We start from the raw sequence: 25,938 nt of genomic DNA on the forward strand, positions 1-25,938 counted from the left end.
TGAGGAGTTCCCATGACTGCCATAACCATTACCGACGCCGCCCACGATTACCTGGCTGACCTGCTGTCCAAGCAGAACACCCCGGGTATCGGCATCCGCGTCTTCATTACCCAGCCTGGCACCCAGTACGCAGAGACGTGCATTGCCTACTGCAAGCCGGGCGAAGAAAAGCCTGAAGACACCGCCCTGGGGCTCAAGAGCTTCACTGCGTACATCGACGCCTTCAGCGAAGCGTTCCTGGATGATGCGGTGGTCGACTACGCCACCGATCGCATGGGCGGCCAACTGACCATCAAAGCGCCCAACGCCAAGGTGCCGAACGTCAACGCTGACAGCCCGGTCAACGAGCGCATCAACTACTACCTGCAAACCGAGATCAACCCGGGCCTGGCGAGCCATGGCGGCCAGGTCAGCCTGATCGACGTGGTGGATGACGGCATCGCCGTGCTCAAGTTCGGTGGCGGCTGCCAGGGCTGCGGCCAGGCCGACGTGACCTTGCGTGAAGGCATCGAGCGTACGTTGCTGGAGCGGATTCCCGAGCTCAAGGGCGTACGTGACGTGACTGACCATACGCAGAAAGAAAACGCCTACTACTAAGGCGTTCGCTGCAAACAAAAAACGGCGCCCGTGAGCGCCGTTTTTTATTGATTTAAATTAATGAGTTACACGAGCTATCTAACAAAGAGAATCAACTGTAGGAGCGGGCTTGCCCGCGATGACGGTGTGCCAGGCGACTTATCTATCGACTGTTTCACCGCTACCGCAGGCAAGCCAGCTCCCACAGGTTGTCTTGCGTGGTGTCAGGGCCGGTAGAGGTGGGCATGGCCTGCGCGATACAGCGAGGATTCGCTAAAGCCGTCGCTGGCCAGCACCCGGCCCACCACAATCAGCGCGGTGCGCCGGAACCCCTTCGCCGCGACCTTTTCGACAATGTCCGCCAAGGTGCCAATGGCCCAGTCCTGATCCGGCCACGTTGCCCGGTGCACCACGGCAATCGGGCAATCCGCACCATAATGTGGCAGCAGTTCGGCGACGATTTTCTCCAGGTGATTGACCCCCAAGTGCACCGCCATGGTGGTGCCATGGCTGGCCAGGCTGTCGAAGGATTCCCCCGCAGGCATCGTGGTTTTGTCGGCATAGCGGGTCAGGATCACGCTTTGGGCGATATCCGGCAAAGTCAGCTCCGCCTCCAGCAGCGCGGCACACGCGGCCACCGCAGTCACCCCTGGAATGATCTGGAAGGCAATCCCCAACTGGCGCAAATGACGGATTTGCTCGCCAATCGCGCCATACAGGCTTGGATCGCCGGAGTGCACGCGCGCTACGTCCTGGCCTTTTTCATGGGCGTCCTTGATCAAGTCAATGATCTGCTCCAGGTGCAGTTCGGCACTATTGACCACCAACTGGGCCTGATGGCCTTCAAGCACCGCGGCAGGCACCAGGGAGCCGGCATAGATAATCACCGGGCAACTGCGGATCAGCCGCTGGCCTTTGACGGTAATCAGTTCCGGGTCGCCGGGGCCTGCGCCGATGAAGTAGACGGTCATGGGGACATTCCTGTGAAAAAGCGGGCAAGGCGGGCTGTAGATGAAGACCGCTCATGATCAAGGACGGGGATTATCGGGAATTCAGCCGGCGCACGCCAATGCAAAGGTGGCTTGCGGGCTTTTCTGGCGGTTGATCAACAGGCGGGCAGGGCGCTGGGCCAGCTGCGTGGCCAGGGCCAGGGCGGCGCTTTCAGCGATACCATGGCAGCCGGTATGGGCAAAGGCGACGGCAGAGCGGTGGCTCAGTTGCGCTTCATGGCTCGCCAGTTGCTGGGCACTGAAAAACTTCAGCGGCAACCCCAGGCTGGCGGCCAGGGCCAGTAAACCCGGCTCATCCTGCTTGCGGTCGATACTCGCCAGTGCGCTGATGTGCCGAGGGTCGATCCCTGCGCCAGCCAAGGCTTCATTGAACAGCGCCAATAACGCCTCGACGCTGCAACCACCCTGGCAACCCAGGCCGACCACCAGGGCCGGCCGGGTGTTGGCCGTTGTCATGCCGAGTACTGATCGTCGCGGTTACGCCGGAACAACCAGGCACTGATCAGGCCCAGGGCCAGCCAGAACGCAACGTTGGTCAGCTGCGAAGCGATCTTGAACTGTGCTTCCAGGGCTTCTGGGGCGAGCATCGAGTGCACTTCGGGCTGTGGCGCGCCAACCACATGGGGCACCGCCAGGATGGCCACGCCGAGGATCTTCAGCAGCCAGTTGCGACCAAACACAATCAGCGCAATGCCGGCGGCAGTGGAGGCTGCGGTGCCGATCCACCAGATCTGCCGTTGCGCCAGGTCCGCCGCAGCGGTGCCGGGCAGCTCCGGTGGCAGGCCGAGGGTCGGCGCCAACACAAAGGTGGCGTAGCCGGCCAGGCCCCAGAGCAGGCCCTGGGCGGTGCGAGTCGGGGCACGCAGGGTGTAGAGGCCGGCGAGCATCAGTGCAAAACCTACGGCGACCACCAGGTTGCCGCCAGTGGTGGAGAGCACGCGCTGCCAGCCATTTTCCGGCTCCCAGGCCTCGGCGTCGTGGCTGTGGGCTGCAGCGCCAGGGGCATGCTCATGTACCTCGGTCGCGGCAGGGGCGTTTTCGAAGGTTTCCGCCTGCAGGATCAACGGGGCCACCCAGAAGCTCTGCAGCAGGGTCAGCAACAGGGCGGCCAGCAGGCCAGTGAAACCTGCGGTTTGCGCAATTCGCTTGATCATGGCGGCAGGTCTCAATGGCACGGGAAGGCGGCGCTGTGGCGCGTATCGTGGGCGGCGTTGTGCACGGCCTCGATGTGCGAGAACCCGGCGAAATACACCAGGCACGCACCGAGGATCGACGCACCGATGGCGGCGGTCAGGCGTTGGCTCAAGGTGGCGGAGCTGCTGGCGGTGTGTGAGGTGCTGCTGATGATCGACATGGCACGTCCCTTTCGAGTGGCAGGGTGACACGAGCGCATGAAAACCCCGCGAGCCGGGCACGCAGGGTTCTGAACAGCGCCCGCCCACCGCGGGTTTGTTATTTGATTTTTCGGGCCGGTCTCCGGGCTTGCGAGGGGGCTCTCCTGAGTCCTGAAAGCATCGCCTTCCCATGCCAAAAGCACAGTGGCTGTGACGCTTCGCTCGCTTACCGTTGCGGGGGCAGCACCGGACTGGTCATGCATGCATGATTGACCGGTTTCCCGTTTCACCCTGTAAAGGGCACCCGAAACAAGATGTGTAGGAGAGCATGGCCAGAGGGCGGGCGTCAAATAGACGAATTGACGCCTGCCTGATCAGTCAGGTCGACGCGGCGACGTGGAAACCCAATCTTCTGAGTAAAAAATACTGCCCAACCCAAATCTGTTGTCTGGTTTGCTTGGACGTGAGAGCGCAACAGGCTTTGTATCCAAATCCCAAAGCAGGTCAGGCCGCTTAAGAAGTTCTTGGGCAACTTTGGTTGCATTGTACGAAAAATGGCGGGTGCTTCTTGTTTGGCGTGCGGCCTCTCGCAGTTCGTTAAAGTTTACATAATGATCTTTGGGACCTTTGGCAAATTCGCGAAAGTAAATTCTCGCTTGGTCCAGCAGGGCTGCATCGCTGAGACTATTGAAGTCTCCAGCGATAAGAGCGACTTGGTCCCAGGTCACATTGCCGGAGTGCGAACCAAAGAGTGACTTGACTAGTTCTGAACGGTTGATGACCTGCTTTGCAAGCTCTACTTGCTCTTGTGTGGCATCTCGTCCGTCGTGTAGTTTGCCTCTCGCCATACTTTTAAGCTCATCCAAGCGAAAGCTGTTGGATGTTTTAGCGCCTGGGACTTCCAAATCTATGAAATGGGCCAGTAGTTTTTCGGCCAGCATCGAGTGGGTGTAGCTCTCAAAATACGGAATGTCCGATGAGATGTTTTGTGTCGGTGCTAAGGTGGGAGAAGCGTCTTTGGGGAGTGTAGTGCGAGGTGCGTTAAGCATAGGCGCACTGGGTTGAATGCTTGCTGAAGATTTCATCGTGTTTGTATCCCCATTGAATAGGTGGGCTTGGGGTTGGATTGTTTGGAAAGCTGCCTTGAGAGTGAGTGATGTTTTTCAAGGCTGCTGTTCCACCTGCTGACTGCGAAATGGATTTTATTAAATTACAGCACCTCTTTAACTCGTATGGACTGGATAGCCAGGCTGGATTCAAGGCGGGCTTTTACATAAGGTGCTTATTACGGTCTGCACTACGTACAGGTCTTTGTAGTGCTGGCTAGTAACGCTCCTGAAAAGGCGATTAGGGGGCAGGTATGAGCAAACGTATAGTCAAAATTGTCCATGTCATAACGTTGAGCTGGTCTCCTGCCAGGTCAGGGTCTATCAGAAATACTATCGGCTGATGTCTACGACAAAGTACGGTGGGAAACATCATTGTTCAGTGTCTGCAAAGATGGGAGGTTATTGGTTTTAGGCGTTATAGCGAGTGATATTGGTTGAATTGCGTTTTCTGTTGGATTGATTGTCATCGTTCCAGCTAACGTGGATGCATATTCAGTGTATTCAGTGTATTCAGTGGGTTGGTGAGAGGTGCGATAGTTATGTAGTGTTCGCGGCGTGACGGTTTCACTTTGGGTCCCCAGAGGTGAGGTGCACCCTTGAGTCACTAGATGCGTTTAGCTGCGCGACGTTGACCAGCTGCCGGGCACTGCGTAGCCTTGCACCTTCGAGGTTCTTCGGCTGCGGCCGAAGCTAAGAAGGGAACGCGGTCCAAGCCGCGGCTGCCCCCGCAACTGTAAAGGGTTTATCTGACTGCCACGCCACTGCCTGTACCAGGCGGGAAGGCGCAGCCAGCGCCAGCCACCAGGCCAGCAAGCCCCAAGCCAGGAGACCTGCCTCGCAACCGATTTTCCATTTCAACCGGGCGGGGTGATCCGGTGACGAATCCAGCACCTGCGCCGCCGCAGGGCCAGTCGTCCCGTATGCCCGCCCCAAAGGGCATCCGATGAAAACACTGGCCAAACTCCCCGTCACTATCGTCACCGGCTTTCTCGGCTCGGGCAAAACCACCTTGCTGCGCCACATGCTGGACAACGCCCAGGGCCGGCGCATTGCCGTGATCGTCAACGAATTCGGCGAGCTGGGCATCGACGGCGAGATCCTCAAGCAGTGTTCCATCGGTTGCACCGAAGAAGAGGCCAACGGCCGTGTCTACGAACTGGCCAACGGCTGCCTGTGCTGCACCGTGCAGGAAGAGTTCTTCCCGGTGATGCGTGAGCTGGTGGCGCGCCGTGGTGACCTCGACCATATCCTCATCGAAACCTCCGGCCTGGCCCTGCCCAAGCCGTTGGTCCAGGCCTTCCAGTGGCCGGAAATCCGCAGTGCCTGCACGGTTGACGCGGTGATCACCGTGGTCGACAGCCCGGCCGTGGCCGCCGGCACCTTCGCCGCATTCCCCGACCAGGTCGACGCCATGCGCAAACTCGACCCGAACCTGGACCACGAATCGCCACTGCACGAGCTGTTCGCCGACCAACTGGCCAGCGCCGACCTGGTGATCCTCAACAAAACCGACCTGATCAGCCCCGAAGACCTGGCCCGTGTACGCCAGGAAGTCGCCGAAGAACTGCCGCCAGCGGTGAAAATCGTCGAGGCCAGCAGCGGCCGCCTGCCCCTGGACGTGTTGATTGGCCTGGGCGCTGGTTCTGAGGAACATATCGACGGGCGCCATAGCCATCACGATCATCACCACGAAGGTGAAGACGACCACGATCACGATGCGTTCGATTCCATCTCCATCGACCTGCCACAGGCTGATGAAGCGCTGCTGCTCGACGCCCTGAGCCAATTGGTGGTGCAGCACGGCATTCTGCGGGTCAAAGGCTTCGCCGCGATCCCCAACAAGCCGATGCGCCTGTTGATCCAGGGCGTGGGTACGCGCTTTGACAAGCACTTCGACCGCGCCTGGGGGGCTGACGAAGCACGCATCACGCGTCTGGTGCTGATCGGCCAGGATCTGGACGCAGCAGGCCTGGAAGCGCAATTGCGCGCTGCCCTCAGCGTTTAACCCATGCATCTGCTCAGGACCCAGCCCGGTGGCTTCGTCTCCGATGACAACATCGCCGACCTTGGGCAAACCCCCGCCGAGCTGGTGATCCTGTGCAGCGGTGATTCCAGCCTGGCGCTGTTGGCCGAAGCCGCCCAGCAACTGCCCGACGACTACCCGAGCCTGCGCCTGGCCAACCCGATGCAGGTGCAGAATCACGCGTCGGTGGACCTGTATGTGGACGAGGTGTTGCGTCACGCCAAGGTCATCCTGATATCCCTGCATGGCGGCATCGGCTACTGGCGCTACGGTATCCAGCGCCTGGTGGAGTTGGCCGGGCAGGGCGTGCAGTTGATCCTGGTGCCGGGGGATGACCGTCCCGACCCCGAACTCAGCGGCCTGAGCACCGTGGATGTGCAGGCGCGTGAGCGCCTGTGGCATTTTCTGCGCCAGGGCGGGCTGGGGAATGCGCTGGATTTCTATCGCTGCCTGGCCAGTAGCTACCTGGGCCGCGATTACCCCTGGGCCGAACCGCAAACCCTGCCGCGCACGGCGATTTATCACCCCCGCACCGCCAATGCGCGCCTCAATGACTGGCAGGCAGACTGGAACGCCGGGTGGCCGGTGGCGGCGGTGCTGTTCTACCGCTCGCACTTGCAGGCGGCCAATACCGCTTTTATTGATGTGTTTTGCCAGCGCTTGCAGGCGGCGGGCCTGAATCCGCTGCCAATGGCGGTGGCCAGTTTGAAGGAGCCCGGCTGCCTGACGGTGGTCGAGGATCTGCTGGATGAGGTGCAGGCGGCGGTGATTCTGAACACCACCGGCTTTGCCCAATCCAGCCCGGAAACGCCCCATTTGCGGCCGTTTCGCCGCAATATCCCGGTGATCCAGGCCATCTGCGCCCAGGACAACCAACCCGGTTGGGAAGCCAGCGAACAAGGCCTTGGCCCGCGCGACCTGGCGATGCACATTGCCTTGCCGGAACTGGACGGGCGCATCATCAGCCGCCCGATCAGCTTCAAGGACCTGGCCTGGCGCAGCGAGCGCAGCCAGTCGGACGTGGTGTGCTACCGCGCAGCCCCCGAACGCATGGACTTTGTGGCCGAACTGGCGCGGCGCTGGGTCGAACTGGCCCGGGTGCCGAATGCAGAGAAACGCATCGCCCTGATCCTTGCCAACTACCCGACGCGCGACGGGCGCATCGGTAACGGCGTGGGCCTGGATACGCCGGCTGCGGCTTTGAATATCCTGCTTGCCCTGCAAACCAAGGGTTATCCGCTGCCGCTCACGTTGCCGGACAGCGGCACCGCCTTGATCCACGAGCTGCTCGGCGGTGTGACCAACGACCTCGACAGCCTCGACCTGCGCCCCTGCCATCAAAGCCTGGGGCTGGACGATTACCAGGCGATGTTCAATCGCTTGCCCGAGGCCAACCGCCAGGCTGTGCTGGAACGCTGGGGCACGCCCCATAACGATCCGATGTGCCGCGACGGGCGTATGATGATCGCCGGCCTGCGCCTGGGCCTGACCTTTGTCGGCATCCAGCCGGCGCGGGGTTACCAGGTGGATGCCAGCGCGGTGTACCACGACCCGGACCTGGTGCCGCCCCACGCTTACCTGGCGTTTTATTTCTGGCTGCGCCACACCTACGGCGCCCACGGCGTGATCCACGTGGGCAAGCATGGCAACCTGGAATGGCTGCCGGGCAAAGGCGTCGGGCTGTCGGAGAACTGCTGGCCGGATGCGTTGCTGGGGCCGCTGCCCAATATCTACCCGTTTATCGTCAACGACCCGGGCGAGGGCGCCCAGGCCAAGCGCCGCACCCAGGCGGTGATCATCGATCACTTGATGCCGCCGCTGACCCGCGCCGAGACTTACGGCCCGCTGCGTAACCTGGAACTGTTGGCGGATGAGTATTACGAAGCGCAGTTGCTCGACCCGCGCCGCGCCCTGGAACTGCAAAAGGACATCCTCAAGCTGGTGCGCGAAACCCGCATCGATCAGGAGCTTGCGCTGGATAACGAGGCCGACGCAGCCGTGTGGCTGCCGCGCCTGGACACCTACCTGTGTGACCTGAAGGAATCGCAGATCCGCGACGGCCTGCATATCTTTGGCGAATCGCCCGAGGGGCGCCTGCGTATCGATACCTTGTTGGCCCTGCTGCGCATCCCGCGTGGCGACGGGCGCGGCCCGCAATCAAGCCTGCTGCGCGTGTTGGCCAAGGCCTTCGAGCTGGGCTTTGACCCGCTCGATTGCGCCCTGGCCGAACCCTGGACCGGGCGCCGCCCCGACGTGTTGCAGAAGATCGACGGGCAGTTGTGGCGCACCGCCGGCGATACTCGCGAGCGTCTGGAGCTGTACGCGGCGCGGTTGATCGAACAGGCACTGGAAGGGCCCCTCGAACAGCTTGAGGAGCCCGGCTGGGAAGATGTGAAATCCGTGGTCGAAAGCCTGCGCATCGTCGTCGCACCGCGCCTTGATGCCTGTGGCCCGGCGGAAATGCGCGGCTTGCTGGATGCCTTGGACGGTCGTTTCGTACCGGCGGGGCCTAGCGGCGCACCGAGCCGTGGGCGCCTGGATGTGCTGCCGACCGGGCGTAACTTTTTCACCGTCGATGTGCGTAACCTGCCCACCACCACTGCCTGGCGTATCGGCTTCCAGTCCGCCAACCTGATGCTTGAGCGGCACCTGCAGGACCATGGTGACCATCTGCGCCAGCTCGGGCTTTCGGTGTGGGGCACCGCGACCATGCGCACCGGCGGTGACGACATCGCCCAGGCCATGGCGTTGATGGGCGTGCGACCGGTATGGGCCACGGGCAGCCAGCGTGTCGATGACTTTGAAATCCTGCCCATCAGCTTGCTCGACCGCCCCAGGGTTGACGTCACGTTGCGGGTGTCCGGGTTCTTCCGCGATGCCTTCGCCAACCTGATCCGCTTGTTCGATGCTGCGGTGCAGGCGGTCGCGGCGCTGGATGAACCGGACGACCTAAACCCCCTGGCGGCTAAGGTGCGCAGCGAGCGTGAGGCGCTGTGCAAGTCTGGCCTGGATGAAGAGGCTGCGGCCAGGCAGGCCGGCTGGCGCATTTTCGGGGCTAAGCCCGGTGCCTATGGCGCGGGCGTGCAGGGCGCCATTGACGCTCGCCTGTGGCAAAGCCGCGCAGACCTGGCCGAGGTCTACCTCAATTGGGGTGGCTACGCCTATGGTGGCTCTGATGAAGGCACTGCGGCCCGTGAACAGTTCGCCCAGCGCCTGAGCCAGGTGCAGGCCGTGTTGCAGAACCAGGACAACCGCGAGCACGACTTGCTCGACTCCAATGACTACTACCAATTCCAGGGCGGCATGCTCGCGGCCGTGGAAACCCTCAGTGGCAGCAAGGCTGCCAGCTATCATGGCGATCACAGCCAGCCGGACCTGCCGAAGATCCGCACGCTGAAGGAAGAGCTGAACCGGGTGATCCGCTCCCGCGCGGCCAATCCCAAGTGGATCGAAGGGGTCAAGCGCCACGGCTACAAAGGCGCGTTCGAGATGGCGGCAACGGTGGACAATCTGTTTGCCTTTGACGCCACTACTGCGCTGATCGACGATCACCAATATGCAATGCTGGCCGATGCCTACCTGCTCGACCCCGACACCCGGGCGTTTGTGCAACAGCACAACCCCGACGCCCTGCGCGACATGACCGAGCGCATGCTGGAAGCCCAGCAGCGTGGTATGTGGCAGGAGCCGGGGGCCTACCGCGCGGCATTGGAAAACCTGTTGCTGGACATAGAAGAAGACAGTTGATGACTGACATCCCCCATTTCCCACTGTCGGCAGTGGTCGGCGCCGACGACCTGAAGCTTGCCCTGTGCCTGACCGCCATCGACCCGAAGATCGGTGGCGTGCTGATCGAAGGCCCGCGCGGCATGGCCAAGTCCACCCTGGCCCGTGGCCTGGCGGACCTGTTGGCCAGCGGGCAGTTCGTTACCTTGCCGTTGGGCGCCACCGAAGAGCGTTTGGTCGGCACCCTGGACCTGGATGCGGCGCTGAGCGAAGGCCGTGCGCAGTTTTCCCCGGGCGTGCTGGCCAAGGCTGACGGTGGCGTGTTGTACGTGGATGAAGTCAACCTGCTGCCCGATCACCTGGTGGACTTGTTGCTCGACGTCGCCGCCAGCGGCACCAACCTGATCGAGCGCGATGGCATCTCCCACCGGCACTCGGCGCGTTTTGTGCTGATCGGCACGATGAACCCGGAAGAGGGCGAGTTGCGCCCGCAGTTGCTGGATCGGTTTGGTTTCAACGTGGCATTGAGCGGGCAGACTTTGCCGACCGAGCGCGGGCAGATCATTCGCCGGCGCCTGGATTTCGATAGCGACCCTGGGGCGTTCTGCGCGCAGTGGGCTGACCAGCAAGCGGCGCTGCGTGCGCGTTGCACCGAGGCCCGTGCACGCCTGGAAAGCATCGCCCTGGATGACCAGGCCCTGGCGCAGATTACCGAGCGCTGCTTTGCCGCCGGTGTCGACGGCCTGCGTGCCGATCTGGTGTGGTTGCGCGGCGCGCGGGCCCATGCGGCGTGGCGTGGGGTTGCGGCCATCGCTGAAGAAGATATAGAGGCCGTTGCCGAATTTGCCTTGCGCCATCGTCGCCAGGAGCAAGCACCGCCTGCAGGCAGGTCCGATCAGGGCCAGGCGCCCCAGCCTTCAGATAACTCGTCGGGCCAGGGCCAGTGGGGCGACATGCCCGCACCTGCATTGCCCACGGGCGCTCGCCGAGAAGTGCCTAGCTGGCCAAAAAAGCCCTAGGCATCCGCCCCCGACCTGATACGGGGGCGGATGCCCGTCCCAAAGCAGGGCGACTGGACAGGGGCCGCCAGGGCAAGGCGCGCAGCGCGCAGCAGGGCTCGGTCAACTGGCCGGGTACCTTGCTGGGAGGGCGGCCGCAATCCCGTGAAGACTTGCGCTACCACCTGCGCAGCCGCTCGGCCCATGAACTGTGGCTGGTAATTGTCGATGCGTCAGCGTCCACTCGGCGGCACCAGGCCTTGAGCGATGCCAAGGGCTTGCTCGCGCAGGTGTTCGACGACGCCTATCGGCAGCGGGCGCGCATGGCGCTGCTGACGGCCAGCGGGCAGGTGCCGAGCTGGCAAGTCCAAGGCTTGAAAGCGGCGAAAGGCCTGGGGCGTTGGTTGGATGGGCTGGGCGCGGGCGGTGGTACGCCGCTGCTGGCGGCGTTGACCGAGGCTGGGCATTGGCTGGCGGCGCGGCGCAAGCGGTATCCGGCTGAGCAGCAGCGTGTGTTAGTGATTACGGATGGGCGGCTGAAAGCGATTGCCGGATGGCCGCAATTGGATTGCCCAGGGCTGCTGATTGATATCGAACGTGGGCCGATTCGGTTGGGCAAGGCTCAGGAGCTGGCGGCCGGGTTGCAGGTGGAGTATCGACATATCGATAGCCTGTCGACGCTCAATCAGATTCCGGAAGCACCCTTCTTGTAAAGTCGAATCTTCCGACATTATTCGCCGATAACAAATCTTTACTCTCTGAGCTCTCTCGCGTTCAGGAGTAAAGGGATGACTTCCAGCGTATTACCGAGCGTTTTTTTCGATCACTGCCGACACACGCTATGGGTGCGCAACGTTCCTGCCTCGCTGGACGTCCTCGCCTTCGAAGGTCAGGAGCGGCTAAGCGAACCATTCTCCTATCACATCGAATTCACCAGCACCGAACGCGACCTCCCCGCCGAAACCCTGCTCGGCCAAGACGTCTGTTTCAGCCTGCACGCGCCGCCGAAAAAGCTGCCCTTGTTAGTTTTGACGCCACCCCCGATCAAACCCCTGCGCACCCTGCACGGCGTGATCACCAGCTTCAAGCGCCAGTCCGGCTCCAACGACCAGGCCAGTTATGCAATCACCTTGCAACCACGCCTGGCCCTGCTCGCGCGCAGCCGTCAGTTCCGCATCTACCAGCACCAATCGGTGCCGCAAATCGTCGAAAGCATCCTGCGCAGCCGCCACGACTTTGAAGGCCAAGACTTTCTCTTCAGCCTCAAACGCGACTACCCCAAGCGCGAACAGGTCATGCAATACGGCGAAAGCGACCTGGCCTTCATCACCCGCCTGCTGGCGGAAGTGGGTATCTGTTACCGCTTCACCAGTGACGAGCGCCTGCGCATTGATGTGGTCGAGTTCTGCGACGATCAACGCCTCTACCAGTTCAACGTCGAACTGCCTTACCACCCACAATCCGGCCTCAGCAGCAGCGACCAGGACAGCGTGTGGAACCTGCAATCCAACCATCAGGTAGTCGAGCAACAGGTGCATTTTCGCGCCTACCACCACCGCGACGCCCGCGCGCACCTGAACGGCGACATTGACCAGACCCGCGGCGCCAAAACCACCTACGGCGAGGCCTACCACTACGCCGAACCCTACAAAGCCCTCGGCGACCGGCTGGATCAGGACGAAGACCTGCTCAGCGAAAGCGGCTATTTCTACGCGCGCCTGCGCCACGAACGCTACCTCAACGATCAGACCCAACTCAGCGGCGTCACCAGCAGCGCCACCCTGGCGCCGGGCCAGGTGCTCAAAGTCACCGGCGGCGCGCCCCAGGCTTTTACACCTGGAGCGGTGATCACCGGCCTGACAACCACCGCCGCCCGTGACAGCAGCTTCATCGCCACCTTTGAGGCCATCCCCTACTCAGAAAACGTGTGCTTTCGCCCGGCACTCAAGGACAAACCTCTGATCGCTGGCAGTATCCCCGCCCGCGTCACCAGCAACCAGGCCAACGACCCCTATGCTCATATCGACTTGGAAGGGCGCTACCGGGTGCAGTTCCTGTTCGACCGCGACAGCTGGACGCCGGGTCAGGAAAGCCTCTGGCTACGCCTGGCCCGGTCCTATGCCGGCGACACCCACGGCTTGCACCTACCGCTGATTGCCGGCACCGAAGTGGCGGTGGCCTTCGAACAAGGCGACCCCGACCGCCCCTACATCGCCCACGCCCTGCACGACAGCCAGCACGTCGACCACGTGACTTTGCGCAACTACAAACGCAACGTCCTGCGCACCCCGGCGAACAACAAACTGCGCATGGACGACACGCGGGGGCAGGAGCACGTCAAGCTGAGCACCGAGCACAGTGGCAAGAGCCAGCTCAACCTTGGGCATTTGGTGGATGGTGAGCGCCAACCGCGAGGCCAGGGAGCCGAATTGCGTACCGATGGTCATGCCGCCATCCGTGCGGGCAGCGGCATCTTCATCAGCGCTGACGCACAGCCCAAAGCGCAGGGCCAAATGCTTGAAATGAGCGCAGCGGTTGGTCGACTCCAGCAGGCGGGCGAACAGTTGTATGGGTTGTCGGTAGACGCCCAGGAAGCCCGCGCAGATCCCGCCGATGTACAGGCGCAGTTGAAGTTTCTCAAGCAAAACCTGGAGCAACTCAAGTCGTCCGTGCTGATGATCAGCGCGCCTGATGGTGTTGCCATGACCAGCGGCCAGCACCTGCAACTGGCCGCGCAACACAACCTCATGATCAACGCCGGGGCCGAGGCAGATATCAGCGTGGTCAAGCGGCTGTTTATCGGCGTGGGTCAAGGGATGAGCCTGTTTGTGCGCAAGCTGGGGATCAAGCTGATCGCTAATCAGGGGGCGGTAAAGATCCAGGCGCAAAACGACAAGCTGGAGTTACTCGCGCGTCATGGCTTGGAGATCACCAGTACCGAGGACGAGATTCATATCACGGCGAAAAAGAAGATCACCCTCAACGCAGGGGGCAGCTACATCACCCTCAATTCGAGCAGCATCGAGTACGGGACTCAGGGGGACTACCTCGTCAAGTCGGCGTACTTCGACTTACTGGCCCCAGCCCAACAAGCTCTGGATATGCCGCAGCTCCCTCAATTGACCGAGCATAAATCCAAGGCCAACGGGCCTGTGGATTTCTCTGGCTGATCCCTTTGCGAACCAGGAGCGAATCACATCATGGCTAACTTGTTCTCTGTGTTTTTTAAGCTTCTAAACCCTGGCCGCAAGGCGCAGGTTTATGTGCCGGTTGCATTGACTTCAACAGCGCCGCAGATACCGTTGGAAGAGGCTCCCGCGTTAACGCAAACAAATGCCAATACACTGCAACCGTTGAAAAATTGGTGCCATCCCTTTAAGGGCAAAAGCAACTCACTGCTTCAATTAACCCAAATGGCCAAGGCCGCTACGGGCTACTACCCATTGGGCCGCAATGGCCTGTGGCACGGCGGGGTGCATTTCGACGGCGGCACGGCCGGTACCTTGGATCAATCCAGCGTGCATTGCCTGGCCGACGGCGACGTGGTGGCCTACCGCATCGATGAACGCTCGCCGACCACCACTTACTTCACTGAAGAACTGTGTGTACCCAAGCCATTTTCACGTAACTTTGTGCTGGTCCGCCATCGCCTCCAAGCACCCCAGATTGAAGGGAGCCCCGACGTACCGCCGAGCCTAATCTTTTATAGCCTGTATATGCACTTGCAGGACTGGGCGGTTTATCGGAATGACCCTTCCATCCTCCGTCCGGCATTTTGGCCCGAGGGGCAGACTCGGCGGGTCAAGATGACGGTTAGTGATGTACGCACAGGTCCTCCTGAGCAACGTGGCCTGAATGTGCGTAACCAGGCGCGGGTCGGCAAGGTATTGGCGCTGCTGCCACAGGGCGCAGAAGTGACCGTCAGTGGGGAGGGTGAATACCACAAGCTGGAAAGCACTAATGGGCCAGATGTGCTGAAAAAAGCCGACGGCTCACTGCTCGGTTTCCTTTCGGTTGATTATCTGGTCCCCGTCGTCGGAGATGAGTATCGGGTCAAAGCGACGCCTTCACTGCGCGTCCGCGCAGAAGCCAACACCAGAAGCGCCGTCCTTATGGAGTTACCCGACGGCACGGAAGTTACCGTGAGCGGTGAAGGTCCGTTCCGCAAGTTGGAGCGTGTTAATCAATACGTTCATTTCAACTCGCTGGAAGGCGCCCCGGAACCGCTAGCCGACCGCATCGTGGTGCTCGATCAGCCCATCCCGATCAAGGCGGGCGATTTGATCGGACACATTGGTGAGTATCAAGGCGGCAATGCCGAGCACCCGGAAAAGAAGCTGCACCTGGAAGTGTTCAGTGCCGACCACGTGGAGCCATTTATCGAGGCAAGCCGTGCCTGGGCCCATCGACTGCCCGCCGCCAGCAAGACCTGGCTGAAATTCTCCAAGGGCACCGCAGTGGTGACGCATCAGGAGCGTTTCAACGCCACACAACCACCCACACTCAGCGCTGCCAGCACGCCCAGTGATGCTGATCTGCGGGTGCCCAAAAGCCTGATTGATGGCCTGCCGGCAGACAAAAAAATCGTAGTCACCGCAATGCCAGATCGAAGCGCCTGCAACTGGTATCGACTTGATGGGCTATTCCACGACGAGAACGGTGTGTTACTCGATGGTTGGGTGCGTGAAGAAGTGGGCGTTACACCGTGGTTCAGTCCATGGTCGTGGGAGGGCTACGACGTCGTCTTCAACTATGACTCCCCTCGGCAAACCCTGGCGTCCTTTTTTCGGGCCGTAGGCCGTTTCAGTCAGGAGCAACTCGAACGCTACGGTAACTTGGCCGATAAGTCTGATGAAGGACGAATGAAGAATCGCCTGTACGACATCATTGATCGAGACCGTGATGGAGTGGTGACGGCTGAAGAGTTACAGGCAGCGATTGCTTTACCGGCGCACGCGCAGTCGTTGTCGCAACTGATCATCCACTACGAAAGCGAGTGGCGCCACGAACCTTACAAGTGGGATGCACTGGACGATGTACTGGGGCATAGCGGCTCGACTCCACTTTTGAACTGGGTGGCGGAGAAGGAGCGGATCAAGGAGATCAGTTGGTGGAATGAGGTGGCGGAGGGAGTTGGATTGCCGAAACACGGCCAGGTTTATCATCTGCATCCGATAGGCATGCTTAGTTACTTTGCTGCAGCCTCTGAACGTCAACTAATAACCCGTGCCATGCTAAAAAAAGCGAGATCTACTATAGAAGACTCTTATTGTGATGCAATATTGCCTATCTTAAATAAATATGCAAAATTATATAGTGTTAATACTCCTCTTAGAGTTTCGCATCTGTTGGCGCAGGTTGGTCACGAAAGTGGGTTTAAGGTGCGGGAAGAAAACTTGAGCTATACACCAGTTCGCATGAGGAAAATTTTTGGCTGTCGAAATAATCAAGCCGGCTACGATGATTCAAAGGATGAGTGTGTTTCTTTGCCGAGACTTCGCCCTAAACTTTGGAGTGATTCAGGCATGTATGCCAATAATCCAACTAATTTAGGAAGTTATGTTTATGCCAATAGGAATGGTAATGGAGATGAGGCAAGCCAAGAAGGATATAAATATCGCGGACGAGGAATTATTCAGTTGACTGGAAAAAACAATTATCGTGAGTATTCTCGTATACATAATCAAAAAGACCCTTCCGATCCTAGAGATTTTCTGGATAACCCAGATTTAATAGTCACCGATTTGAAGTATGGGGTTGAGTCAGCTTTTGTCTGGTGGAGCATGAGTGGAATGAATGATGTGATTGAGCGTTCGTACGTATTGAGAACTGAAGAAAGAATTGCTGAGCATGTTGCAGATGTTTCGAGACGAGTGAATGGGGGTGTGATTGGGTTGGAGGAACGTGTTTCTCTTTTTAATGAGTTGCGGAGCATGGTTGAGTTGGAGCTGAATTCTTAATGGGTAAGCTTTTTTTATTCGTGCTGTTTGGATGTTCGGCGTCAATTTGTGCTGAAGGTGGGAGCTATTCTTTAAATCCAAGCTTCCATGATGCCCAGACAGTTGAGTTCGTGTCGATGGATGGCGAGCGTGGCCGAACTATAAAAGGCCGCCTGTCAGGTAAAAATGGAGTGCAGTACCATATTCCCGATGTGTGCGAGCCTGAGGGTGGGGAAGCTGCGCTAGTTGATGCTTATGCTGTAAAAGGAAAGGAAAGTTATTTTCTATTTACTTGTGCTTGGAACGTTCAGCATTCTGGTATTGGTATTGAGGGGACCCAATATGAGACTTTCGTTTATACTCAGGGAAATCCAGGCTTAATAGTAAGGCAGGCGGAATTCTCCAGAAATTTGTCCGGTTATGAAGGGCGTTTAGAGGGTGGAGTTAGAAGCCACTTTTGGTACTCAAAGCGTAAAATTGCCAGTGTGAAAATGCTTGAGCTTGAGGCTGGAAAGTCGATGGACTCTATATCTCTGGCAAGTAGTGTTGTTCGAGATCGCCTGAGTGATGCAGATGTAGATGCAATAAAGGCCTATCTTGGGGGTGAGCGAATCCAGCAGTTGCTTGTGGATTCTCCTGTCGGCAGATCTACTGTAGTTGCGTACAATGATATTGGCTACGCGTTGGCGTTCGCTGGTGAGGAAGTGATGGCGTATGAAATATTGAAAAGGGTAGAGGCAGTTGCTCCTGGTAGAGTTGTTCTCAAGTTAAATATTGCTGATGTATTATGGTCGTCCGACAAAGAACAGTCGAGGGTATATTATAAGCAATATGTTAGTTTGATGGGGGAGGCTGGAAAGGAAAGGTTAATTCCGTTAAGAGTGATTGAGCGTATTAATTCTAATTGATGGTGTGAAATGGCTAAGTTTTTGCCTCGTGTTGCAGGAGCGGTTGGTGCTGGCGCTTTTTAGTGGTGCGTATTGTAGACGCGGTTTGATGAGTCTGGAGTTTTTGAAAGGATTCCGAAGTGACCGTCAGTGGGGAGGGTGAATACCGCAAGCTGGAAAGCACTAACGGGCCAGATGTGCTGAAAAAAGCCGACGGCTCACTGCTCGGTTTCCTTTCGGTTGATTATCTGGTCCCCGTCGTCGGAGATGAGTATCGGGTCAAAGCGACGCCTTCACTGCGCGTCCGCGCAGAAGCCAACACCAGAAGCGCCGTCCTTATGGAGTTACCCGACGGCACGGAAGTTACCGTGAGCGGTGAAGGTCCGTTCCGCAAGTTGGAGCGTGTTAATCAATACGTTCATTTCAACTCGCTGGAAGGCGCCCCGGAACCGCTAGCCGACCGCATCGTGGTGCTCGATCAGCCCATCCCGATCAAGGCGGGCGATTTGATCGGACACATTGGTGAGTATCAAGGCGGCAATGCCGAGCACCCGGAAAAGAAGCTGCACCTGGAAGTGTTCAGTGCCGACCACGTGGAGCCATTTATCGAGGCAAGCCGTGCCTGGGCCCATCGACTGCCCGCCGCCAGCAAGACCTGGCTGAAATTCTCCAAGGGCACCGCAGTGGTGACGCATCAGGAGCGTTTCAACGCCACACAACCACCCACACTCAGCGCTGCCAGCACGCCCAGTGATGCTGATCTGCGGGTGCCCAAAAGCCTGATTGATGGCCTGCCGGCAGACAAAAAAATCGTAGTCACCGCAATGCCAGATCGAAGCGCCTGCAACTGGTATCGACTTGATGGGCTATTCCACGACGAGAACGGTGTGTTACTCGATGGTTGGGTGCGTGAAGAAGTGGGCGTTACACCGTGGTTCAGTCCATGGTCGTGGGAGGGCTACGACGTCGTCTTCAACTATGACTCCCCTCGGCAAACCCTGGCGTCCTTTTTTCGGGCCGTAGGCCGTTTCAGTCAGGAGCAACTCGAACGCTACGGTAACTTGGCCGATAAGTCTGATGAAGGACGAATGAAGAATCGCCTGTACGACATCATCGATCGAGACCGTGATGGAGTGGTGACGGCTGAAGAGTTACAGGCAGCGATTGCTTTACCGGCGCACGCGCAGTCGTTGTCGCAACTGATCATCCACTACGAAAGCGAGTGGCGCCACGAACCTTACAAGTGGGATGCACTGGACGATGTACTGGGGCATAGCGGCTCGACTCCACTTTTGAACTGGGTGGCGGAGAAGGAGCGGATCAAGGAGATCAGTTGGTGGAATGAGGTGGCACCGGAAGTAGGGTTGCCGGTGGATGGGCAGGTGTATCACTTGCATCCTGTGGGGGTGGTGGGGAGGTTTAAATCTAATGTTAGGAGAATTACAGTCGCGTTTTTGGAAAAAGTTACGGGTAAGTCGGGTAGCTGGTTTACGGGGAGAGGAGGAGGAGGTAAGTTTTTTACGGAGTTTGAAGAGAGATATCCAAGGATATATAAATTTGATAAATGCGAGTTTGTTAGTCAGTTAAATGATGCTCTTGAGCGCTACGGCATAGTAACTCCGTACCAGCAAGCTCATTTTGTTTCTCAGTATTTTCACGAGTCTGCTGCTTTTGGGACCACCGTAGAGTTCGGCTCTGGCGCGCAATACGATCTAGGAAAACATAATGATGCTGTGCGCAGCGGGAATACGGAAATAGGTGATGGTCCGAAATATAAGGGGAAGGGATTAATTCAGCTCACATGGAGAAATAATTATGCAGTCTATGCCGATTATAGGAGGGTTGACTTTGTGAGGGCGCCGAATTTAATTGCGGAGGATATGTTTAACGCTATAGATGTGTCATGTTGGTATTGGCGAAATAAAGGGGCTGCAAGTAGGAGGTATAATGCGCGGGGTGATATTAATATTTTGATGGATAATGAGCCTGATAATGTCAAGCTTGTGACTCTGGCAGTTAATGGCGGCGAGAATGGTTTGCATGAGCGTGCGCAAATATTCGAGTTGATACGAAAGGAGTGGGGTCTTGTATCATGAGTTTAGTTGGTTTTGTAGTGCGGACAAGGGTGCTGTTTTTACTCTGTATTTTTTCTGGTGTGATTTATGGTGAAGGAGCTTCGCCGGTTCTGAGTGTCGAGAGTCGTAATCCACTCAAGTTGTCTGTATTTGATGGTGGAAAGATGTATAGCTTGCCGGTGCCGACAGATTTCATGGGTGAAGTTGAGGGTGTGTACGATGAGGTGCGTATTCAGGATCTTACTGGCGACGGGGTTGGGGAGGTACTTTTTGATTTGGCGGGAGATGGTGTGAACTCTTGTTCGAGAGTACTTCATTACGAAAGAGATGATCGCCTTTTGAAAGAGTTGTTATTTGATGGGGGTGGGCTTTGTAATTTTGCGGTCAGGGATGGCTATATTATAAGCTCTTATAAGGATGGCGCTGCTTGGGCTGAAGATATTTATGTCGCTGCAGGTGGGAAGGTGGATATAAAAATATCGGATCGTTGTATTGGGTGTGGTGAGGTAGTTCGGATAGTTTATGGTTCTGATGGTTCTCCTGTAAAATCGTTAGTGTCTGATGACATGAAATTTGAAACACGTACCGAATTAGTCTCTACAGTGGTATCTCTCCAAGCTAAGGTTTTTTCTTCTCCGGTTACGGCTCAGTCCACGCAAAAATATTTAATGCGAGGGGATATAATTACCCTTCTAGGGTTTGATAGCTCTAGCGGCGAAGATTGGGTTGAGTTCAGGTTCTCAGGGAAGACTACTATTGAAGGTTGGTTGAAGTGCAGTGAGCTAGCAAGCTGTAGTAAGTTATAGTTTGTCAATGCTGGTTGGTAGTCGATAAAGGTCGTTGGTTTTGGTCGTTGGCTTTGGGTTTGGGGTGTGAGGTTGATAGTTGCCAGTTTTATATCGGCTTTATTTCGTGGTTGGTGTGGGCTGGTGTCGAGTCTGTATGGGGTAAGCAATGATGAGAACTCTATTGTTTAACGGCTGTTAGTGTGCGATTTTTTTTGCATGGGCAAGTAATTAAACAGATTCGGAAACGAGGAAAGAGCATGAAGAACATCATCCGCATAGGTGTCAAAACAACCGGCGGCGGCACTGTTCGATTAGGATCCACTGTCATGATCTTCAAAGGCATTGGTGCCGCCCGCAAGGGCGACCCGGTGGACTGTCTGATCCCCGGCCATGGTCGAACGGAGATTGCCGAGGGCCACCCAACGTTTCACGACCGCGGCATTCCGGTCGCGTTTCATGGGCATCGTTGCGCGTGTGGATGCACCTTGATTTCTTCTTTGCCTCAAGCAAGTGCGAGCTAGTAATGCCGGTCAGATTGGATCAAGTCCCAGCGCCGTCGCCACGACCTTCGCGGCCTAGGGGTTGGCTTTGGTTAGGCCTACTCCACTGCTGCTTTTGCTGCTCGGTGTGTGCGGGACGTTTTTGTTCGGTACTCAACCGTTACGCGTACGCCCCGCGAATTTCTGGGGTATGGCTTTGGTGTGGCCGCTCTTGTGTTGCTGTATTTCGTTCAACAGCAGGTCGCTGATGGGTGGGATAAGGCACGTGAAGAGCATTTAATCCAAAAAATTTGGTGCGGTCGGCGTGTGCAGCAGGTACTGGGTGTAAGTCTACACACAGCTTTGAGCGAGCCGGATGCATCGGTAACGACACTGCTCAGTTCCTTGCGCGGCGAGGTCAAGGCGATCACGGCCTAGCCGTCCAGGAAAGGTCAAACTGTGTCGCGTCACAGCCGGATAGCAGGCGATGCGGATAGTTCTATGGCTAGCACCTGGCCGCCAACCCCGCTTGGCGCATCGAGCAGTTTCTAAAGCGGCAATTGAGCGGCGTGTTGCGCAAGGAGGGCAGTCAGTGGGTTGTGGACCCACTTCATCGCCAAGAGTTACGTTTCAACCCGGCGTTTCTCAGCGCCATCAACCAGCTCAGCGACCTCGCCGATGTGCTCTACACCGACGGCGGCATGGGGCTGAGTTTCGAGCTGCACGGCAAAGCGGTGCGCGATGTGGTGCAGACCACCTTCATCCTCAACGGCGACCGGCACCAGTATTTCAACTAGAAGGAAAGTTGGCAGCGCTTCCACTGGCCGGGCCACAGCGACTACCCGGGCGTGAGCCTGAGCTGGACCAGCGTGCATGCCGGCGAGCGTCTGTTCGGCTACTACCCCGGTACCTTGGGCCTGATCCGCTGGCTGGGAAACGCCTAGGTCACGCCGTTGGACGACGATCACAGCCGCTATCGCCTGCTGCTCAAGGCGCCGGATGGCTTGAGCCTTACTTGGCAGCTGCGCACGGAATTGGATGCGGGACCACTGGCGGTGCTCAAGTTGAGAGGCTTCAAGTTGCCGCAACAGATATTTCTCAGCTCAAATGACACTTGAGCCCGCTGAGTATGGTGCCGTGGGGCTTAGGTGGTCCCCGGTACATTCGGCCAAAGATCCGCCACCAGAAACAGCCGCTCCGCTTCCTGCCAATCCCCACCGTTGTGCATCATGCGCACCAACAATTGCGCCGGTGCCATCGGATCAAGGTCGGCCAGCCAGCGCTGCATCTGCTCCTCACTCCAGATTTCCCCTGCCGGGTAATGCGCCGGCGCGAGCCAGGCATGGCGGGGCAGGGGTTGCCAGCGGCCCGGCGGGCTGGCATTGATAAATGCCAGCCAATCGCGCTGATGCAACCAGCTCCCACGCAGATGCTGTGGATGGGCACCGAGGGGCGGTTCGGCCTCGCCGGGCCAGGGGTACAGCAGGTAGCCGCCGAGCCACAGATGGGCGGTGAAATCCCTAATATCCAGGGCCGCCAGCATCTGCCGGCTTTGCGCGCTCGCCGAGATGGGCAGTTGATGGTCGGCCAGATGGGCCAGCTTGCGGTCCAGGCGGTCGTGACAACCGGGGCCTAGCCATTGCGCGGTATCACGGCCGTCGCCCTCTTGCGGGCCCAGGTAGAGCTTGATCGCCAGTTCCAGATGATGCACGCCGTCACGGTCGCGCAGCAGCATGTCCAGCTCCCCCAGGGTATGGCCGGCCTGGCGGATAGGCAGGTTGGCCGCGAGCAATTCCACGCCGGGCGCGTGTTGCACGGCAAATTGCCACAAGCGTTCGTAATACAGGCCCAGGCGCCGGGTACGTGCCAGGCTCAGCCAGTGCAGCAGGGGGCTGCTGTCCTGGTCCAGTTGCCGCAGCCATTGTTCCAGTGCCGCGGGTTGCTGCACCCAATCGCTGCCGGCCAGGGGATGGCGTTGCGGCCAGGGTGTTTGTTCCAGCATCGGCGGGGCGAGGATCACCCACGCCAGGTCCCGCACTTCGGGATGACGCAATTGACTGGGCAGGTACTGCAGGTCGGGAAACGGATTCATGGTCCGAGCATAGCTGTTTCCTACTCGCTGCGGGACCGTGGCGGGTGTTGAGAACCGTTGTCGTCTGGGCCCCGTGGCGACAAAGGATTTTGTCTAATGCGGCCTTTCGCCCATAATCGTTCTTTTTGCCAGACCCAAACCCTGCAGGAGCCCCATGGAGCAATTTCGCAATATCGGCATCATCGGTCGCCTGGGCAGTACCCAGGTTCTGGACACGGTCCGCCGGCTGAAAAAGTTTCTGCTTGAGCGCCACCTGCATGTGATCCTCGAAGACACCATCGCCGAGATTCTGCCGGGCCACGGCCTGCAGACCTCATCGCGCAAAATGCTCGGTGAAGTCTGCGACATGGTGATCGTGGTCGGCGGCGACGGCAGCCTGCTGGGCGCCGCCCGGGCCCTGGCGCGGCATAACGTGCCGGTGCTGGGGATCAACCGGGGCAGCCTGGGGTTCCTCACCGATATCCGCCCTGACGACCTGGAAGTCGAAGTGGCCAAGGTGCTGGACGGCCATTACCTGGTAGAAAACCGCTTCCTGCTGCAAGCCGAAGTGCGCCGCCATGGCGAAGCCATCGGCCAGGGCGATGCCCTCAACGATGTGGTGCTGCACCCCGGCAAGTCGACGCGGATGATCGAGTTCGAGCTGTACATCGACGGCCAGTTCGTTTGCAGCCAGAAGGCCGACGGCCTGATCGTCGCCACGCCCACAGGTTCCACGGCCTATGCGCTGTCAGCCGGCGGGCCGATCATGCATCCCAAGCTCGATGCCATTGTGATCGTGCCGATGTACCCCCATATGTTGTCGAGCCGGCCGATTGTGGTCGATGGCAACAGTGAGCTGAAAATCGTGGTCTCCAAAGACATGCAGATCTACCCGCAAGTCTCCTGTGACGGGCAGAACCACTTCACCTGCGCCCCCGGTGACACCATCACCGTGAGCAAAAAAGCGCAGAAGCTGCGGTTGATCCACCCGCTGGATCACAACTACTACGAAGTGTGCCGCACCAAGCTGGGCTGGGGCAGCCGCTTGGGGGGTGGAGGCGACTGATGCTCGATCCCGCGCGTAGCTACGACCTGATTGGTGACGTGCACGGTTGCGCTCATACCCTTGAGCACCTGCTCGACCAGATGGGTTACCACAAGCAGGGCGGCACCTGGCGCCATCCCTCCCGCATGGCGGTGTTCCTGGGCGATATCATCGACCGTGGCCCGCGCATCCGCGAGGCACTGCATATCGTCCACGACATGGCCGAAGCCGGCCAGGCGCTGTGCATCATGGGCAACCATGAGTTCAACGCCCTGGGCTGGAGCACCCTGGCGCCGCCCGGCAGTGGCAAGCAGTACGTGCGTGAACATTCGCCACGCCACGCGCGGCTGATCCACGAGACCCTGACCCAGTTCGAACACCACCCCGGCGACTGGCATGACTTCCTCGGCTGGTTCTACGACATGCCGTTGTTTGTCGATGCCGGGCGTTTTCGCGTGGTGCACGCCTGCTGGGATGCGGGGCTGATCGAACCGCTGCGGGGGCAGTTCCCCGACGGCTGTATCGACGAGCATTTCCTACAGGCGGCGGCGGTGCCGGGCAGCTTTGCCTGCAATGCCTTCGATCGCCTGCTACGCGGTACCGATATGCGCCTGCCGGACGGCCTGACGCTGACCGGTGGCGATGGCCTGACCCGTTCGTTCTTTCGCACCAAGTTCTGGGAAGACGACCCGAAGACCTACGGCGATATTGTGTTCCAGCCCGATGCCTTGCCCGACCCGGTGGCCCGTACGCCGTTGTCCTCGACCGAGAAAAACTCCCTGCTGCGCTATGGCGTGGATGAGCCGCTGCTGTTTGTCGGCCACTACTGGCGCAGCGGCAAACCGGCGCCGATCCGCCCGAACCTGGCCTGCCTGGACTACAGCGCAGTGCTCTACGGCAAGCTGGTGGCGTATCGCCTGGATCAGGAAACCTGCCTGGACCCCAACAAGTTCGTATGGGTCGATGTCGAGCGCCCTGAGGTGATTCATGAGTAACGTGGCCGTTTTACGCTTGCCGCTGACGGTTGACCTGGCTGGATTCGTCAAACTGTTGCAGCGCATGCAGGTGCCCCATCGCGTCAGCGAAGAGGCCGGCGAGCAGGTGCTCTGGGTGCCGGACGCGATCAGCGAAGACGTGCGCAGCCTGTATCAGCGTTTCCCTGCCGGCGATCCGCACCAGCAGCTGGATATTCCCCAGGAACCGGTAGCCAAGCGCGCCGGTTTTCTCCAGCAGTTGCGCCACAGCCCACTGACCGCGGGTGTGTTGCTGCTGAGCCTGATCGTCGGTGCGGTCACGATGCTTGGCGACAACCTGCAAGCCATGAGCTGGCTGACGTTCCTGAATTTCCACGTGGCCGGTGAATACCTGTACTTCACGCCCCTGGCCGACAGCCTGGCGGCGGGGCAGTGGTGGCGGTTGGTGACGCCGATGCTGATCCATTTCGGCATCCTCCACCTGGCGATGAATGGCATGTGGTACTGGGAACTGGGGCGGCGGATCGAGGCGCGCCAAGGCAGTATCAACCTGCTGGGCCTGACGTTGCTGTTCAGCCTGGCCTCCAACTACGCGCAATATACCTTTGGCGGCCCGGGCCTGTTCGGCGGCTTGTCTGGCGTGTTGTACGGCTTGCTCGGCCATTGCTGGATCTACCAGATGCTCGCGCCCAACCCGGCGTATCGCCTGCCGCGTGGCGTGCTGGTGATGATGCTGGTGTGGTTGGTGCTGTGCCTGTCGGGCCTGGTCTCGATGATCGGCTTCGGCGAAATCGCCAATGCGGCCCATGTCGGCGGCCTGGTGGCGGGTTGCATCACCGGTTTGCTCGGCGGGTTGTACAGCCGCCATAAACGTAACGCTTGAATCTCTGCCCATTATTTAAAG

20 protein-coding genes, 1 pseudogene and 2 riboswitches are annotated in these 25,938 nt (G+C 58.9%); of the genes and pseudogenes, 15 read left to right on the forward strand and 6 right to left on the reverse strand.

Annotation, left to right across the window (positions count from 1 at the left end):
• Positions 1 to 12 precede the first annotated feature (12 nt).
• Entirely contained in the window at positions 13 to 597 is a 585-nt protein-coding gene (gene nfuA, locus HBO12_RS02340) for a Fe-S biogenesis protein NfuA (protein ID WP_003190728.1), read from the forward strand.
• A gap of 203 nt (positions 598 to 800) precedes the next feature.
• Here nfuA and cobM read toward each other — a convergent pair whose 3' ends face one another.
• The 5 genes from cobM to HBO12_RS02365 all read right to left on the reverse strand — a co-directional run bounded on the left by cobM (position 801) and on the right by HBO12_RS02365 (position 4,005).
• Positions 801 to 1,547, reverse strand: a complete 747-nt coding sequence (gene cobM / locus HBO12_RS02345; RefSeq protein WP_169953283.1) for a precorrin-4 C(11)-methyltransferase — start codon at positions 1,545 to 1,547, stop codon at positions 801 to 803.
• Between the two features lie 81 nt (positions 1,548 to 1,628).
• Positions 1,629 to 2,042 (reverse strand): cobalamin biosynthesis protein, encoded by a 414-nt coding sequence (locus HBO12_RS02350; RefSeq protein ID WP_170041313.1) that lies wholly within the window; start codon positions 2,040 to 2,042, stop codon positions 1,629 to 1,631.
• Complete coding sequence (locus HBO12_RS02355) at positions 2,039 to 2,740, reverse strand: CbtA family protein (RefSeq protein ID WP_169953287.1); 702 nt, start codon at positions 2,738 to 2,740, stop codon at positions 2,039 to 2,041. Before HBO12_RS02355 ends, HBO12_RS02350 begins: the two co-directional genes overlap by 4 nt.
• Before the next feature lie 11 nt (positions 2,741 to 2,751).
• Positions 2,752 to 2,940, reverse strand: coding sequence for a CbtB domain-containing protein (locus HBO12_RS02360; protein ID WP_027606475.1), 189 nt, complete (start codon positions 2,938 to 2,940; stop codon positions 2,752 to 2,754).
• 96 nt (positions 2,941 to 3,036) lie between these two features.
• Positions 3,037 to 3,243, reverse strand: a riboswitch (cobalamin riboswitch).
• Between the two features lie 51 nt (positions 3,244 to 3,294).
• Positions 3,295 to 4,005 (reverse strand): hypothetical protein, encoded by a 711-nt coding sequence (locus tag HBO12_RS02365; protein ID WP_170041314.1) that lies wholly within the window; start codon positions 4,003 to 4,005, stop codon positions 3,295 to 3,297.
• Positions 4,006 to 4,679: 674 nt separating this feature from the next.
• Positions 4,680 to 4,881: riboswitch (cobalamin riboswitch) on the forward strand.
• 91 nt (positions 4,882 to 4,972) lie between these two features.
• On the opposite strand from HBO12_RS02365, the gene cobW reads away from it, so the two are divergent.
• From cobW to HBO12_RS02420, 11 genes and pseudogenes are all read left to right on the forward strand, one after another.
• Positions 4,973 to 6,034: a cobalamin biosynthesis protein CobW gene (gene cobW, locus HBO12_RS02370; RefSeq protein ID WP_170041315.1), complete on the forward strand. Its 1,062-nt coding sequence runs from the start codon at positions 4,973 to 4,975 to the stop codon at positions 6,032 to 6,034.
• A gap of 3 nt (positions 6,035 to 6,037) precedes the next feature.
• The gene (gene cobN / locus HBO12_RS02375; RefSeq protein WP_170041316.1) at positions 6,038 to 9,799 is read left to right on the forward strand and encodes a cobaltochelatase subunit CobN; all 3,762 of its coding nucleotides are present in this window, start codon (positions 6,038 to 6,040) and stop codon (positions 9,797 to 9,799) included.
• On the forward strand, positions 9,799 to 10,797 hold the full coding sequence (locus tag HBO12_RS02380; protein WP_170041317.1) for an ATP-binding protein: 999 nt from the start codon (positions 9,799 to 9,801) through the stop codon (positions 10,795 to 10,797). The genes cobN and HBO12_RS02380 overlap by 1 nt, the downstream gene beginning before the upstream one ends.
• A 53-nt stretch (positions 10,798 to 10,850) precedes the next feature.
• Entirely contained in the window at positions 10,851 to 11,489 is a 639-nt protein-coding gene (locus HBO12_RS02385) for a VWA domain-containing protein (protein ID WP_170041612.1), read from the forward strand.
• A gap of 75 nt (positions 11,490 to 11,564) precedes the next feature.
• Positions 11,565 to 13,946 carry a type VI secretion system Vgr family protein gene (locus HBO12_RS02390; protein WP_170041318.1) on the forward strand — a complete coding sequence of 794 codons (2,382 nt, stop codon included), beginning with the start codon at positions 11,565 to 11,567 and terminating at the stop codon, positions 13,944 to 13,946.
• Between the two features lie 30 nt (positions 13,947 to 13,976).
• The gene (locus tag HBO12_RS02395) at positions 13,977 to 16,736 is read left to right on the forward strand and encodes a hypothetical protein (protein ID WP_170041319.1); all 2,760 of its coding nucleotides are present in this window, start codon (positions 13,977 to 13,979) and stop codon (positions 16,734 to 16,736) included.
• Positions 16,736 to 17,623 (forward strand): tetratricopeptide repeat protein, encoded by an 888-nt coding sequence (locus HBO12_RS02400; RefSeq protein WP_170041320.1) that lies wholly within the window; start codon positions 16,736 to 16,738, stop codon positions 17,621 to 17,623. The genes HBO12_RS02395 and HBO12_RS02400 overlap by 1 nt, the downstream gene beginning before the upstream one ends.
• Before the next feature lie 119 nt (positions 17,624 to 17,742).
• On the forward strand, positions 17,743 to 19,698 hold the full coding sequence (locus HBO12_RS28600; protein WP_170041321.1) for a glycoside hydrolase family 19 protein: 1,956 nt from the start codon (positions 17,743 to 17,745) through the stop codon (positions 19,696 to 19,698).
• Positions 19,695 to 20,483, forward strand: a complete 789-nt coding sequence (locus HBO12_RS02410; RefSeq protein WP_170041322.1) for a hypothetical protein — start codon at positions 19,695 to 19,697, stop codon at positions 20,481 to 20,483. The genes HBO12_RS28600 and HBO12_RS02410 overlap by 4 nt, the downstream gene beginning before the upstream one ends.
• Before the next feature lie 239 nt (positions 20,484 to 20,722).
• Positions 20,723 to 20,986: a PAAR domain-containing protein gene (locus HBO12_RS02415; protein WP_170041323.1), complete on the forward strand. Its 264-nt coding sequence runs from the start codon at positions 20,723 to 20,725 to the stop codon at positions 20,984 to 20,986.
• A gap of 491 nt (positions 20,987 to 21,477) precedes the next feature.
• Positions 21,478 to 22,062: pseudogene (locus tag HBO12_RS02420) on the forward strand (type VI secretion IcmF C-terminal domain-containing protein); the annotation flags it as partial.
• A 26-nt stretch (positions 22,063 to 22,088) separates the two neighbouring features.
• Here the strand turns inward: HBO12_RS02420 and HBO12_RS02425 are convergent.
• Complete coding sequence (locus tag HBO12_RS02425) at positions 22,089 to 23,036, reverse strand: DUF1853 family protein (protein ID WP_170041324.1); 948 nt, start codon at positions 23,034 to 23,036, stop codon at positions 22,089 to 22,091.
• A gap of 154 nt (positions 23,037 to 23,190) precedes the next feature.
• On the opposite strand from HBO12_RS02425, the gene HBO12_RS02430 reads away from it, so the two are divergent.
• From HBO12_RS02430 to HBO12_RS02440, 3 genes are read left to right on the forward strand one after another with little or no spacing between them, the layout of a single operon-like run.
• Positions 23,191 to 24,081, forward strand: coding sequence for an NAD(+) kinase (locus HBO12_RS02430; RefSeq protein WP_010210870.1), 891 nt, complete (start codon positions 23,191 to 23,193; stop codon positions 24,079 to 24,081).
• On the forward strand, positions 24,078 to 25,055 hold the full coding sequence (locus tag HBO12_RS02435) for a metallophosphoesterase (RefSeq protein WP_170041613.1): 978 nt from the start codon (positions 24,078 to 24,080) through the stop codon (positions 25,053 to 25,055). The genes HBO12_RS02430 and HBO12_RS02435 overlap by 4 nt, the downstream gene beginning before the upstream one ends.
• A complete protein-coding gene (locus tag HBO12_RS02440; protein WP_169951949.1) occupies positions 25,048 to 25,917 on the forward strand; it encodes a rhomboid family intramembrane serine protease in 870 nt (289 codons plus the stop codon). Before HBO12_RS02435 ends, HBO12_RS02440 begins: the two co-directional genes overlap by 8 nt.
• The last annotated feature ends 21 nt before the right edge of the window (positions 25,918 to 25,938 follow it).

Origin of the sequence: Pseudomonas sp. WS 5059 (assembly GCF_012985525.1) — a bacterium.
In the GTDB taxonomy this organism is placed as follows: Bacteria; Pseudomonadota; Gammaproteobacteria; order Pseudomonadales; family Pseudomonadaceae; genus Aquipseudomonas.